The organism is Nocardioides sp. GY 10113 (genome assembly GCF_004919105.1).
Lineage (GTDB): Bacteria > Actinomycetota > Actinomycetes > Propionibacteriales > Nocardioidaceae > Nocardioides.
Genome location: NZ_STGK01000001.1, coordinates 147,676 through 161,271, shown reverse-complemented (window position 1 = coordinate 161,271; position 13,596 = coordinate 147,676). Strand labels below are relative to the sequence as shown.

The 13,596-nt window shown below is 74.9% G+C and carries 10 protein-coding genes; 7 read left to right on the top strand and 3 right to left on the bottom strand.

What is annotated here, in order from left to right; genetic code table 11:
- Positions 1–17 precede the first annotated feature (17 nt).
- Positions 18–2,240 carry a UvrD-helicase domain-containing protein gene (locus tag E8D34_RS00685; RefSeq protein WP_136592652.1) on the bottom strand — a complete coding sequence of 741 codons (2,223 nt, stop codon included), beginning with the start codon at positions 2,238–2,240 and terminating at the stop codon, positions 18–20.
- A gap of 140 nt (positions 2,241–2,380) precedes the next feature.
- Positions 2,381–3,262 carry a TIGR03619 family F420-dependent LLM class oxidoreductase gene (locus E8D34_RS00680; protein ID WP_206056486.1) on the bottom strand — a complete coding sequence of 294 codons (882 nt, stop codon included), beginning with the start codon at positions 3,260–3,262 and terminating at the stop codon, positions 2,381–2,383.
- Positions 3,263–3,296: 34 nt separating this feature from the next.
- Here E8D34_RS00680 and E8D34_RS00675 point away from each other — a divergent pair, with 34 nt between their 5' ends.
- Positions 3,297–5,306 (top strand): FAD-dependent oxidoreductase, encoded by a 2,010-nt coding sequence (locus E8D34_RS00675; protein ID WP_136592651.1) that lies wholly within the window; start codon positions 3,297–3,299, stop codon positions 5,304–5,306.
- Positions 5,307–5,342: 36 nt separating this feature from the next.
- Here E8D34_RS00675 and E8D34_RS00670 read toward each other — a convergent pair whose 3' ends face one another.
- Complete coding sequence (locus tag E8D34_RS00670; protein WP_136592650.1) at positions 5,343–6,113, bottom strand: enoyl-CoA hydratase-related protein; 771 nt, start codon at positions 6,111–6,113, stop codon at positions 5,343–5,345.
- Positions 6,114–6,193: 80 nt separating this feature from the next.
- Here E8D34_RS00670 and E8D34_RS00665 point away from each other — a divergent pair, with 80 nt between their 5' ends.
- From E8D34_RS00665 to E8D34_RS00640, 6 genes are all read left to right on the top strand, one after another.
- Positions 6,194–7,723 carry a molybdopterin-dependent oxidoreductase gene (locus tag E8D34_RS00665; RefSeq protein ID WP_136592649.1) on the top strand — a complete coding sequence of 510 codons (1,530 nt, stop codon included), beginning with the start codon at positions 6,194–6,196 and terminating at the stop codon, positions 7,721–7,723.
- A gap of 99 nt (positions 7,724–7,822) precedes the next feature.
- Positions 7,823–8,500 carry a fasciclin domain-containing protein gene (locus tag E8D34_RS00660; RefSeq protein WP_136592648.1) on the top strand — a complete coding sequence of 226 codons (678 nt, stop codon included), beginning with the start codon at positions 7,823–7,825 and terminating at the stop codon, positions 8,498–8,500.
- Positions 8,501–8,660: 160 nt separating this feature from the next.
- Positions 8,661–9,260 (top strand): ECF RNA polymerase sigma factor SigK, encoded by a 600-nt coding sequence (sigK, locus tag E8D34_RS00655; RefSeq protein WP_136592647.1) that lies wholly within the window; start codon positions 8,661–8,663, stop codon positions 9,258–9,260.
- A complete protein-coding gene (locus tag E8D34_RS00650; RefSeq protein WP_136592646.1) occupies positions 9,257–10,090 on the top strand; it encodes an anti-sigma factor in 834 nt (277 codons plus the stop codon). The genes sigK and E8D34_RS00650 overlap by 4 nt, the downstream gene beginning before the upstream one ends.
- Positions 10,090–12,201, top strand: coding sequence for an FAD-dependent oxidoreductase (locus E8D34_RS00645; RefSeq protein WP_136592645.1), 2,112 nt, complete (start codon positions 10,090–10,092; stop codon positions 12,199–12,201). Before E8D34_RS00650 ends, E8D34_RS00645 begins: the two co-directional genes overlap by 1 nt.
- Positions 12,198–13,586, top strand: coding sequence for a class I SAM-dependent methyltransferase (locus tag E8D34_RS00640; RefSeq protein WP_240771009.1), 1,389 nt, complete (start codon positions 12,198–12,200; stop codon positions 13,584–13,586). Before E8D34_RS00645 ends, E8D34_RS00640 begins: the two co-directional genes overlap by 4 nt.
- The last annotated feature ends 10 nt before the right edge of the window (positions 13,587–13,596 follow it).

Here is a 13,596-nt window from a genome sequence, read left to right as displayed (position 1 = left end):
GTCGCCGTGGCGCCGGATCAGCTGATGGTGGTCAGGTACTGCGTGGCGCGGGTCAGCACGACGTAGAGGGTCGCCCGACCGGTGACCGACTCGTCCTCGATCTCCTGCGGCCGGACGACGACGATGCCGTCGAACTCCAGGCCCTTGGTGTCGAGGCCGGTGAGCACCACGACCCGGTCGTCGCCCGACGGCCCGGCGGAGCCGTCGCGCGCGGCGGCCGCCGCCGACGGGGCGTCCTCGGCGAGCTCGGCCCAGGAGGCCAGCCACGCGTTCACCTCCGAGCGCCGCGCGCCCGGGACCACGATGCCGACGGTGCCGGCGACCGCGCCGGCCAGCTCGACGACCGCGGCACGGGTGGCCGACTCCAGGTCGGCGAGGTCCTCCAGCACCACCTCGACCGGCTCCGCACCCGTGCGCCGCACCGCCTCGGGCAGGTCGGCGTCGAGGCCGACCCGTTCGGCGTACGCCGCCGCGTGGGCGTAGATCTCGGCGGAGTTCCGGTAGTTGGTGGACAGGTGGAAGGAGTGCAGCTGCTTCCTCTCCAGCGCCTCGGCGCGGGCCGCGGCGGACTCCTCCGGCACCGGCCACGACGACTGGGCGGGGTCACCGACGATCGTCCAGGAGGCGGTCCGGCCGCGACGACCGACCATCCGCCACTGCATCGGCGTCAGGTCCTGCGCCTCGTCGATGAGCACGTGGGCGTACCCGTCGTCCTCGATGCTGTAGGTCGGCGGCTTCCAGGCCGGGCCCGAGGGCAGGCGGTCGGCGGTCGTCATCAGCTCCTGGATGTCGACGGCGCCCTCGATCAGGCCGAGCGGGTCGTCGCGCTCGTCGTCGCCGCGCCGCGGCACGTCGCCGAGGGCGTAGCGCAGCTCGTCGAGGAGCGGGACGTCCTCGATCGCGATCTGCGGGCCGATCGGGCGGGTCGGGTCCAGCGTGCTCCAGGTCTTGTGCAGCAGCCGCTGCTCGTCGGCGGTGAGCAGGCCGTCGGCGACGCGGGCCAGCAGGTCGGCGTCGCGCAGCCAGGAGAGCACCGTCGGCGCGTCCAGGGGCGGCCACCACGAGAGTGCGAAGTCGAGGAAGTCCTGGCGACCCAGCATCTCCTCGTCGAACGCCTCGCGGCCGAGGTCGCGGCCGCGCTCGCCCTTGACCTGGCGCCACAGCGCGTCGAGCAGCGCGTGGGAGATCCGCGGGAGCTGCTTGTTGCGGCGCCCCTGGGACATCAGGTTGCGCCGGATCTGGCCGAGCTTGCCGCGCTCCAGGGCCAGCCGGTCGTCGCGCCAGAAGACCCGGTACTCGGTGGGCGAGCCCGGGGCCTGCTGGCGGGCGAGGCGGCGCATCAGCTCGGCCATCCGGCCCGAGCCCTTGATGTCGGCCACGGCCGGCTCGTCGTGGCGGGTGGCGCGCACGCCGTCCACGACCTCGCCGAGGGAGCGCAGCGCGACGGCGGTCTCGCCGAGGGACGGCAGCACCCGCTCGATGTAGCGCATGAAGACGCCCGAGGGGCCGACCACGAGGACACCGCCGGACTCGTAGCGGCGGCGGTCGGAGTAGAGCAGGTAGGCCGCGCGGTGCAGGGCGACCACGGTCTTGCCGGTGCCGGGGCCGCCGGAGATGGCGACGACGCCCTTGCCGGGGGCCCGGATCGCCTTGTCCTGCTCGGCCTGGATGGTCGCGACGATGGAGTGCATCGAGCGGTCCCGGGCGCGGGAGAGCTGCGCCATCAGCGCGCCCTCGCCGACGATCGGCAGGTCGCGGCCGGCGGCCTCGGCCTCGGCAGCCGCCTCGGCGTCGAGCAGCTCGTCCTCGACGCCGACCACGGTGCGCCCGTCGGCGCGCAGCACCCGGCGTCGGATCACGTTCTGCGGGGACGCGGCGGTGGCCTGGTAGAAGACCGCGGCGGCAGGCGCGCGCCAGTCGATCAGCAGCGAGTCGTGGTCGTCGTCGCGCAGACCGATCCGGCCGATGTAGCGGGGCTCGGCGTCGACCTGCTCGGTGAGGTCGAGCCGACCGAAGACGAGGCCCTCATGCGCGGCGTCGAGCTGGGCCATCCGCTTCGCGGCCTGGAAGACCATCGCGTCGCGCTCGACGAGGCCGCCCTCGTGCCCCAGCCGGCCGCGGGAGTGACCCTCGCGCGCGAGCTCGCGCGCGACGTCCCCCGCGCGCTCCAGCTGCTGGTAGACCCGATCGACGAAGCCCTGCTCGGTCGCGACCTCGCGCTCCACCAACTCATCCGTCACCGGATCGATCCCTGCCTGTCCCTAGCCGTTCCCGATGCCGGGGCAGGCGTGACGACAGCGTCGGAACCGGCCCCATGGCAAGTCGAGAAGTCTACCGGACCGGCCCCTGGGGAACGGTCTTTACGGGGCAAGGACGAGGGTCACACCAGGCGCGCGCGGACCGGCTCGATGACGTCCTCGCGGAACCGCTCGACGCCGTCCAGCTTCTCCTGCAGCGTGGCGTCCTGGCCGCAGTAGTACATCCACGGCATGGTCATCGTCATCGTCACGCCGCCCTCGGCCGCGCGGAGGAAGTCGTCGGGGGTGATCGCGTCGGTGAGTGCCGGGACCACGTCGTACCGGGCCTCGGGATCCATCCCCGCCTCGGCCCGCATCTTGTGCAGCCGCGCGGCGACCGCGATCGCCTCGTCGACGCTGGCCATGTCGCCGATCCAGCCGTCGTGACGGGCGGCCCGGCGGAGCGCGACGTCCGAGAGTCCCCCGACCCACACCGGGATCGGCCCGGGAGGCGTCGGGCGCATCACCAACCGCTCGCAGGAGTAGAACTCGCCGTCGAACTCGGTCCAGCCCGGCGACCACAGCTCCTTCATCAGCGCCAGCCCCTCGTCGGTACGCCGTCCCCGGGTGCCGAACTCCTGGCCCAGCAGCTCGAACTCCTCCCGGCACCAGCCGACCCCGACCCCGAGCGTCACCCGGCCGCCCGAGATCGCGGCCGCCGTACCGACCGCCTTGGCCACCGAGAACGGGTCGCGCATCGCCGCGACGTAGATCGAGGTGAAGAACTCGAGCCGCTCGGTGACCGCCGAGAGCGCGCCGACGGTGACCCACGGGTCGGGCCAGTCGACATCCGTCTCCCAGCGCCGGGCGCCGTCGCGGGTGTAGGGGTAGGGCGTCGCGATCTCCTCCAGGTCGACCACGTGGTCGGCCAGGCTGAACGCCCGGAAGCCGGCCTGCTCCGCGGCGCGGGCGAGCGGGATCAGCTGGTCGATCGGCTGGTAGGCGGTCACCATCGCGAAGTCCACGCGCCCACCCTAGGGGTGGAGTAGAACAGGTTCTATGCCCTCAGACGCGTTCGCGCACCTGCTCTCGCCCGGCCGGATCGGCGCGATGGCCCTGCGGAACCGGATCGTGATGTCGCCGATGGAGACGATGTACGGCACCCCCGACGGACACCCGTCGGATCGCACGGTCGCCCACTTCGCCCGGCGCGCGGCCGGCGGCGTCGGGCTGGTCACCGTGGGTGCCACCGGCATCGACCCGCTGCACCCGGAGACGCCGGGCGGCCTGCAGATCGGCGAGGACTCGGCGGTCGACGCGCACCGTCGGCTGGTCGAGGCGGTGCACGCGGAGGGCGCGCGGATCCAGCCGCAGCTCGTGCACGCCGGCCCGGACGGCCTCGGCCCCGAGCTGCACGGCGTCACCTCGCTCGGCCCCTCGGTGATCGGCTCCTACCTGACCGGGCGACCGTCGGCCGAAGCCACGAAGGAGCAGATCTCCGGCGTCCTGGATCAGTTCCGAGCCGCGGTGGTCCGGGTCCGCGAGGCCGGGTACGACGGCCTGGAGCTGCACGCGGCCCACGGCTACATGTTCCTCGGCTCGTTCCTGGCGCCCCAGCGCAACCGGCGCGGCGACCGCTACCGCGGCACCTCGGTCGAGGGCCGGATCCGGGTGGTGCTCGAGGCGCTGGCCGCGATCCGGTCCGAGGTCGGCGCCGACTTCCCGGTCACGCTGCGGATCTCCGGCTACGAGCGGGTCGCGGCCGGCCGGCCGATCCACGACACCGCCACGATCGCTCCGCTGCTGGTGGAGGCCGGCGTCGACGCCTTCCACGTCAGCGGCGGGGTGATCGACCGGCTGGTGACCGGGATGGTGAACGCGGCCGACGACGGCGACGGCCTCAACGTCGGCGCCGCGGCGGCGGTGCGGGAGGTCGTCGACGTACCGGTGATCGCGGTGGGTCGGCTGCACGACCCCCGCCTCGCCGAGCGGGTGCTGGCCGACGGGCGGGCGGACTTCGTGGCGCTGGGCCGGCCGCTGCTGGCCGACCCGGACCTGCCGTCGAAGCTGGCCGCGGGCGAGGGGGACCGGGTGCGGCGGTGCATCTCGTGCGAGAACTGCATCGACACCCTGGAGGAGAGGCTGGCCGCCGAGTGCGCGGTCAACCCGTTCACCGGCCACGACCTGGACCTGGTGCTGCCCGCTGCGGGCCCCGGGTCGTCGTCGCAGGCGGCGCGGCACGTGGTGGTCGTCGGGGGCGGCCCCGCCGGGCTGGAGGCGGCGCGGCTCGCCGACGCCGTCGGGCACCGGGTGACGCTGCTGGAACGCTCCGACCGGCTCGGTGGCGCGCTCGTCGACGCGGTCGCCGTGCACCCGGAGAACGGCCCCTACCTGGGCTGGCTGCTGGCCGAGGTCGCGCGGTCGGGGGTCGAGGTGCGCCTCACGACGGCCGCGACGCCCGAGCTGGTCGCTGGCCTGACCCCCGACGCGGTGCTGGTCGCCACCGGCGGGCGGGTGGAGCTGCCGGAGCCGCCGGGCGCGGACCTCCCCCACGTGCTGCACGGCCTCTCCCCCCACCCGCTCGAGGGCGTGCACCGGGTGGCGGTGATCGGCGGCCGGCTGGCCGCGGTCGAGTACGCCGAGACGCTGGCCGCCACCGGCCGGCTGGTCGCGCTGCTGACCACCGAGGCGGAGATCGGACCGGAGTTCGGCCTCAAGCGGCGTACCGAGCACATGGACCGGCTCGACCGGCTCGGCGTCACCGTGCACGCCGGATGCGCGGTCGAGGCGATCACGCCGGACGGGGTGCGCTGGGTGCCGGCGCACGGCTCCGCCCGCGACCTGCCGGCCGATGCGGTGGTGCTCGCCGGCGAGGTGGTGGCCGACACCGCGCTCGCGGACGCGCTGCGCGAGCTCCTGGGCGAGCGGCTGGACGAGCGGCTGGGCGAGCGGCTGGGCGGCGTACCGGTCACGGTGATCGGCGACGCCGGGGGTCTGGGACTGATCCGCGGGGCGACGGCGGACGCCGCCCGCGCCATCGCCGGGCTCCTCCCGCGAGCCGGGGGTTAGGCACCCTCGAACCGGGGCTCAGGCACCCCGGCTCGGTCAGGGCTTGGGGCGGCTGAGGAACGCGCGCATCGCCTCGCGCGCCTCCTCCGACCCGAACAGCCGGGCCGACAGCTCCACCAGCTCCTCGCCGTCGCGGTCGATCCGGGCCAGCAGGTCGCGGCCGAGCAGGGCCTTGGTCTCGCGCAGGCCCTGGGCGGCGCCGGTGGCCAGCGAGGCGACGGTCTCCTCGACCGCCGTGGCCAGGTCGGCGGCGGGCACCGCCCGCGTGACGAGCCCGTACGCCGCCGCCTCGGCGCCGCTGAAGACCTCGCCCCCGAGCGCGGTCAGCGCCGCGGCCCGGTCCGAGAGCCGCGGCAGGACGGTCAGCGAGATGACCGCCGGGGTCAGGCCGAGCTTCACCTCGGTGAGGGCGAAGGTCGCGTCCTCGGCGACGATCGCGACGTCGGCGGCCGCGACGATCCCGATCCCGCCGGCCCGGGCGGCGCCGGCCACCACCACGACGACCGGCTTGGTCAGCGCGACGATCTGGCGCTGCAGCGCGACGATGGCCCGGGCGCCCTCGTGCATCGGCACGGTGGCGGCCTCGGAGAGGTCGGCCCCGGAGCAGAAGACCCGGCCGGACGAGGTCAGCACGACCACCCGGACCGACGGGTCGGCGTCGGCCGTCGCGAGGTGCTCGCGCAGCTCGGTGATCAGCTGGCGGGAGAGCGCGTTGCGGTTGTGCGGCGAGTCCAGGGTGATGGTCGCGACGGCGTCGGAGACCTCGAGGTGGACCAGCTCGGCGGGGGCGGCAGTCTGCTCTGACATGGGCGCCATCCTGCCCCAGGCGCCCGAGGTGCCGGACCCGGTCCGCCGATCCCCGACGAGCGCCGCGACGAACCACCCCCATGGACGAGCCACGCACGCGGACCCGGATCACCTCAGCCCTGCCCTGGGCCGGCTACGGCCTGCTCGCCGCGGCCGTCGGGCTCGGCACGGCCCACGCGCTGGCCGCGCTCACGGTGCCGGCGACCTCGCCGGTGCTCGCGGTCGGCTCGGCGGTGATCGACCTGACCCCGACGCCGGTCAAGGAGTGGGCGATCCGCTCGTTCGGGGCCGCCGACAAGGCGGTCCTGGTCGGTTCGGTGCTGGTCGGGGTGCTCGCGCTGGCCGCGGTCAGCGGGCTGCTCGCCCGGCGACGGCTCCGGTACGGGGCGACATTGCTGCTGCTCCTGGTCGCGGTCGCGGCCGCGGCGGTGCTCGGCCGGCCCGCGGCGCGCGCCACCGACCTGCTCCCCTGCCTGCTCGCCGGCGCCAGCTCCGTGGCCGCCCTCGCCTGGCTGGCCGGGGCCCACCGGGCGCAGGCGGCTCCGGCCGCGGGCGGTCGCCGCGGGGTGCTGCTGGCGGTCGGCACGCTGGCCGTGGTCGCGGCGGCGGGCGGGGCGATCGGGCGCCTCGTGTCCGGCCTCCGGCTCCGCCCGGAGGACGTCGCGCTGCCCGCACCGGCCACGCCCGTCCCCCCGCTCCCCGACGACCTCGGCGGGCGCGTCCCGGGGATCACGCCGTGGCGTACCCCGACCGGCGACTTCTACCGCGTCGACACCCGCCTCGACGTACCGGTGATCGACAGCGCCGACTGGAGCCTGACGGTCGACGGGGACGTCGCCCGGGAGGTCACCCTGAGCTTCGACGACCTGCTCGCGATGGACCTCGTCGAGCGCGACATCACGCTGACCTGCGTCTCCAACGCCGTCGGCGGGCCCTACGCCGGCGGCGCGCGCTGGCTCGGCGTGCGGCTGACGGACGTGCTGGACCTGGCCGGCGTGGGCGAGGGGGCCGACCAGATCCTCTCCACCGACGTGGGCGGGATGACGATCAGCACCCCGCTGGCGCTCGCCACCGACGGCCGCGACAGCCTGCTCGCGGTCGGCATGAACGGCGCCGCGCTCCCCCGCGAGCACGGGTTCCCGGTGCGCCTCGTGGTGCCCGGCCTCTACGGGTTCATAGGCGCGACCAAGTGGGTGACCCGGCTGACCCTGACCACGTACGCCGAGCGGTCGGCGTACTGGACCGATCGGGGGTGGGCCACGGACGCGCCGATCAAGCCGTCCGCGCGGATCGACACGCCGCGGCCGCTGGCCGTCCTCGACGCCGGCGAGGTGGTGGTCGGCGGCATCGCATGGGCACAGGGGGACGGCGGGGTCGCCGGGGTCCAGGTCCGGATCGACGGCGGCCCGTGGCGCGACGCCGTCCTCGGGCCCGACGCGGGCGACGGCTACTGGCGGCAGTGGTACCTGCGCTGGGACGCCACCGAGGGCTCGCACCGCATCGCCGCCCGGACGCTCACCGGGGACGGCGCCGCCCAGACCGCCGCCCGCGCGGACCCGTTCCCGTCCGGTGCCAGCGGGTGGCACGAGCTGATCGTCACGGTCGGCTGACCGGCGACGCACCCGACCACCGATCCGACCCACCACCCATCCGACCGGGCACCCGCGACGAATCACCTGCGTCAGTCCACCCGAACGGAAGGCACGATCATGAAGCTCCAGCACCGCCGTGGCGGCCGGATCGCCGGCATCGCCACCGCAGCCCTGGCCCTGTCCCTGACGCTCGCCGCCTGCGGCGGGGACGACAGCGACAGCGACGCCGACAGCGGCACCGACACCGAGACCTCGGCCGCGACGGAGGAGACGACCGAGGCGATGGCCTCCGAGCCCTTCGGCGAGGCCTGCTCGGCGCTCCCGACCGACGGCCCCGGCTCCCTCGAGGGCATGGTCGGCGAACCGGTTGCGACCGCCGCCAGCAACAACCCGCTGCTGACCACCCTGGCCACGGCGGTCGGTGCCGTCGACGGCCTGGCCGACACGCTCAACGGCGCCGACGCGCTGACCGTGTTCGCGCCGTACAACGACGCGTTCGCCGCGATCCCCGAGAAGGACCTGAACGCGCTGATCAAGGGCGGCCAGAAGGACGGCCAGGACAGCACGCTCTACACGATCCTCGCCCACCACGTGGTCGGCGCGAACGCCGACGCGGAGGCGGTCGTCGGCGAGCACGAGACGCTCGCCGGCGACATGATCACCGTCGAGGGCGACACCGAGTCCGGGATGACCGTCTCCGACGGAACGGTGACCGCGACCGTGCTGTGCGGCAACGTCCCGACCGCCAACGCGACCGTCTACGTCATCGACCAGGTCCTGACCGGCGTGCAGTGACGCGACCCCGCGGCCATGGGGTGTCGGTCCGCGATGGAGCGGCCGACACCCCCGGGCCCCGGACGCGTATATCCTCTCGGTCCGCGCCCATCCGGACGGTGAGCGGCTCCGAATAACCGACATCAGTACCTCGTGACCACTCATCCGGAAGGATCTGCGCATGGACCCGAGCCACGCCGCCGACGGCGGACCCGACCCGGGTCCCGACCGCTCGGCCGACACGCTCGCCGTACTGCTCAAGCGCTCCGCGCGCGGCGATCGAGTCGCCTTCGCTGATCTGTACGACGCCACGTCGGCCCGGCTCCACGGGCTGGTGCTGCGGGTGGTCCGCGACCCGGCGCAGGCCGAGGAGGTCACCCAGGAGGCGTTCCTGGAGATCTGGCGCACGGCCGCCCGGTTCGACCCCGCACGGGGCAGCGCCCTGTCGTGGCTGATGACGATCGGGCACCGCAAGGCGGTCGACCGGGTCCGCAGCGCGGAGGCGTCGAGCCGCCGCGAGGAGACCTACCAGCAGCGCCAGCACGTCCCCCCGCACGACGCGACCGCCGAGGCCGCCCAGGCCTCGCTGGAGGCCCGCCGGGTCCGCACCGCGCTCACCGGGCTCACCCCGGTCCAGCGCGAGGCGATCGAGCTGGCCTACTTCGGCGGCTACACCCACACCGAGGTCGCCGCGATGCTGGACCTACCGGTCGGCACCGCGAAGACCCGAATCCGAGACGGCCTGATCCGGCTGCGCGACGCGATCGGAGTAGAGCGATGAGCGATCCCATCAACATCGCCGACCTGCACGCCCTCACCGGCGCCTACGCCGTGGACGCCCTCGACGAGGTCGAGCGGGCCGTCTTCGAGGACCACCTCGACCTCTGCCCCGAGTGCCGGGTCGAGGTCGCGGAGCTCGCCGCTACCGCCGCCCTGCTGGCCACCGAGCCGGTGAGCCCGCCCCCGGCGGTGCGCGACGCGGTCCTGGACGGCATCGAGACCATCCGCCCGCTGCCGCCGCGCACGACGCCGACCGGCCCCGCCGCCCCCTCCGTCCCGGCGAGCGGCTACGCCGGCGTCCCCGGTGTCCCCGGTGTCCCCGGCACGTCCGGCGCCCCGACGTCCGACGAGGGCGGTGCCCGGGTCATCCGGTTCCCGCGTCCGTCGTTCCGGACACTGCTGGTGGCCGCGTCCGTCGTCCTCCTGCTGCTGGTCGCCGGGCTGACCTGGCGGCCGTGGCAGGACGCCGTGGCCCCACCGGTCCCGTCCGCGACGGAGCGGGTGCTCGAGGCGGAGGACGCGACCCGGGTGAGCCAGGAGTTCCCCGACGGATCGACCGCCACGATCGTCCTCTCCCGCGAGGAGGGACGGGCGGTGATCGTGACCACCGACATGGCCGCGGCCCCGGACGGCAAGGTGTTCGAGGTGTGGCTGCAGACGCCCGCCGGGGACATGCAGCCGGCAGCGCTGATGCCCGACGAGCCGAACGCCACCGTGCTCCTCGACGGAGACGCCTCGGAGGCCACCGGCGTCGGGATCACCGTCGAGCCCGAGGGCGGCTCCCCGGAGCCGACCAGCGACCCGATCGCCCTCTTCGAGCTGGAGGCGTGATGGGCGCTCAGCACGCGGCGGGCCCGCGCCCGCCGCGACGGGTCGCGGTGGTCGGCTCCGGCGTGGCCGGGCTGGTGGCGGCGTACGTCGCCTCCCGCTCCGCGGAGGTCACGCTCTACGAGGCCGACGACCGGCTCGGCGGTCACGCCGACACCCACCTGGTGCCGGACCCCGCCACCGGCACGGACCTGGCCATCGACACCGGCTTCATCGTGCACAACCGGCGCACCTACCCGGTGCTGCTGCGGCTCTTCGAGGAGCTGGGCGTGGAGACCCAGCCCTCGGAGATGTCGCTGTCGGTCAGCGACGAGGGGACCGGCGTGGAGTGGGCCGGCGCGCTCGGGCCGCGGGGCCTCTTCCCCGGCGGGCGCAACCTGGCCTCGCCGCGGTTCTGGCGGATGCTGACCGAGGTGCCGCGGTTCCACCGGGCCGCGCGGCGGCTGCTGGAGTCGCAGGGCGACGCGGACCCGACCGTCGACCTGACCACGCTCGGGGAGTTCCTCGACGCCGGCGGCTTCAGCCCCTACTTCCGGCGCCACTTCATGGCGCCGCTGGTGGCGGCGGTGTGGTCGTGCGACCCGGACTCCGCGCTGGACTACCCCGCGGCGTACCTGTTCGCCTTCCTCGCCCACCACGGCATGCTCAGCGTGTTCGGCTCACCGACCTGGCGCACCGTCACCGGCGGCTCGCACGCCTACGTCGGCCGCGTCGCCGCGGCGATCAACGAGGCCGGCGGCAAGATCCGCGTCGGCTCCCCGGTCACCGCGATCGCCGAGGACGCCGACGGGGTCCGGGTCGCCACCGAGGACGGCACCGAGCAGTACGACGCCGTCGTGGTCGCCACCCACCCCTCCGCCGCGCTCGGGATGCTGGCCGCACCCAGCGACCTCCAGGCGGAGGTGCTCGGCGCCCTCCCCTACGCCGCCAACACCGCGCTGCTGCACACCGACACCTCGCTGCTCCCCGACGCCCGGCAGGCGTGGGGCTCGTGGAACTTCCGGCGCCCGGCCGAGGACCGTCGGGACGTCCTCGTCACCTACGACCTGACCCGGCTGCAGCGGCTCCCCACGCCGCGCCACTACCTGGTCACGCTGGGCGGCGAGCACCTGGTCGACCCGGCGACGGTGATCGCCCGCCGCGACTACGAGCACCCCCGCTACACGCCGAGCTCGGTGGCGGCGCGGGCCCGGCTCCCCGAGATCGACACCGACCGCATCGTCTTCGCCGGCGCCTACCACGGCTGGGGCTTCCACGAGGACGGCGCGCGGTCGGGGCTGGCCGCGGTGGAGCGCCTCGGGCTGCGGTGGGGCTCCGCGGAGGCCTCGAGGCCCGCTTCGCCCGCACCTCAACCACCGACGGGCCGGACCACCTACGCGACCGACCTCACCCACACCCGCCGCGGCCCGGTCGCGCACCGGTTCCGGATCCGTTCCCGGATGACGGTCGTCGACCTGGACGACGCCGGCGCCACCCATCCCCGGGCCGGCTGGCGCCGGGGCACCTTCGAGGGCCGCGACCACTTCGCCGGCCACCTCCCGGGCGGGCCGGAGACGATCCGCGAGGGCCTGGACCGGTTCCTGGCCAGCGAGGGGATCGACCTGCGCGGCGGCCGCGCGCTGATGGCGGCGCAGCCGCGGGCGCTCGGGCACTGCTTCAACCCGATCTCGGTGCACTGGGTGTGGGCACCGGAGGCGGACCCGACCAGCCGGCCGGCGGCCACCGTCGTCGAGGTGCACAACACCTACGGCGACCGGCAGGCCTACCTGCTGCATCCCGACGAGAACGGCCGCGCCGAGGTCGACAAGGCGATGTACGTCTCGCCGTTCCACGGCACCGACGGCCGGTACGTCGTGCACGTCCCGCCGCCCACCGAGGACCGGCTCCGGTACGCGGTGAGCCTGCGACCCGACGAGGGCGAGCGGTTCGACGCGGGCCTGGACGGCCGCCCGACCGCGGCGCCCCGCGTGGCCCTGGCCGGGTTGCGCGGATCGGCGCTGATCCGTGTCCACGGCGTGTGGCTGTGGCTGCGCCGTCTCCCGATCCGGACCCGGCCCACCGACCATCCCCCCATCCCGTCCGTCCCGACGAGCACGCCCGGAGGATCCCGATGACCCTGACCAGCGAGCCCGCCCACGAGAACACCGCCGACGGCAGCACCTCCGTCGGGAGCACCGCCGCCGGGAGCGCGCGGGAGCACACCGAGCTCGGCGGCCCCGTCCCGAGCGGCCGCTGGGCCGACCTCTGCCCGGCGCCGGCGTACGGCCCCGGGGCGCGGATCGCGCGCCGGATGTTCCGCTCCGCCATCAACCGCCTCGACGTCACCGTCCACGTCGCCGCCGGTGAGCGGACCCCCGCCGAGACGCTCGGTCGCGGCGGCCCGGCGATCCACGTGCACCGGCCCGAGGAGCTCTACGCGCGGATCGCCCGGGACCACCTGATCGGGTTCGGAGAGGCCTACCTGACCGGCGCCTGGGACGAGGGCGCGCAGGGCCCGGACGCGCTCGGCGACTTCCTCGAGGTGCTGGCGGCGCGGTTGACGACCCTGGTGCCGCGGCCGCTGCAGCGGATGCGCGCCGTGCTCTCACCCCGCCTGCCGGAGACCCACCGGGGCAGCCGGCGGCACACGCGGGAGAACATCGCCGCGCACTACGACCTCTCCAACGAGCTCTTCGCGCTCTTCCTGGACCGGACGCTCACCTACTCCTCGGCGCTGTTCACCGACGCCGAGCTGGCGGGGGTCGCGCCGATCACCGAGGACGCCTTCGTCGCGGCCCAGCACCGCAAGATCGACCGCCTGCTCGACGCGGCCGGCGTCGGCGAGGGCACCCGGGTGCTGGAGATCGGCACCGGCTGGGGCGAGTTGGCCATCCGGGCCGCCGCCCGCGGCGCGCGGGTCCGCTCGATCACCCTGTCGGTGGAGCAGCGGGACCTGGCCCTGACCCGGATCGTGGCGGCCGGTCTCGCGGACCGGGTCGAGGTCGACCTGTGCGACTACCGGGCGCTGCTGGAGGACCCGGCCGCGCAGGGCGCGTACGACGCCGTCGTCAGCGTGGAGATGATCGAGGCCGTGGGCGCCCGGTACTGGACGACGTACTTCCAGACCCTGGACCACGCCCTGGCTCCGGGCGGCCGGGTCGCGATCCAGGGGATCACGCTGCCGCACGAGCGGATGCTGGCCACCCGCGACACCCACACCTTCATCACCAAGTACATCTTCCCCGGCGGCGCGCTGCCCTCGGTCCGCGCGATCGAGGAGATCACGCGGGACGAGACCGGGCTGCGCCTGGTCGACGACCTGCCCATGGGCCTGCACTACGCGCCGACCCTGCAGCGCTGGGACGCGGCGTTCACCGCGGCCCGGGCCGAGGTGGGGTCGCTCGGCTTCGACGAGACCTTCTGCCGGATGTGGCACTTCTACCTGCAGTACTGCCGTGCCGGGTTCGCCGCCGGCTACATCGACAACCACCAGCTCACCTTCGCCCGGACCGGCGCATGACGGTCCGCGG

Bases quoted from the DNA above. Each gene is read 5' to 3' on its own strand.
- E8D34_RS00675 (WP_136592651.1), top strand. From the start codon at position 3,297: ATGCCCTCAGACGCGTTCGCGCACCTGCTCTCGCCCGGCCGGATCGGC.
- E8D34_RS00670 (WP_136592650.1), bottom strand. From the start codon at position 6,113: ATGTCAGAGCAGACTGCCGCCCCCGCCGAGCTGGTCCACCTCGAGGTC.
- E8D34_RS00665 (WP_136592649.1), top strand. From the start codon at position 6,194: ATGGACGAGCCACGCACGCGGACCCGGATCACCTCAGCCCTGCCCTGG.
- E8D34_RS00660 (WP_136592648.1), top strand. From the start codon at position 7,823: ATGAAGCTCCAGCACCGCCGTGGCGGCCGGATCGCCGGCATCGCCACC.
- sigK (WP_136592647.1), top strand. From the start codon at position 8,661: ATGGACCCGAGCCACGCCGCCGACGGCGGACCCGACCCGGGTCCCGAC.
- E8D34_RS00650 (WP_136592646.1), top strand. From the start codon at position 9,257: ATGAGCGATCCCATCAACATCGCCGACCTGCACGCCCTCACCGGCGCC.
- E8D34_RS00645 (WP_136592645.1), top strand. From the start codon at position 10,090: ATGGGCGCTCAGCACGCGGCGGGCCCGCGCCCGCCGCGACGGGTCGCG.
- E8D34_RS00640 (WP_240771009.1), top strand. From the start codon at position 12,198: ATGACCCTGACCAGCGAGCCCGCCCACGAGAACACCGCCGACGGCAGC.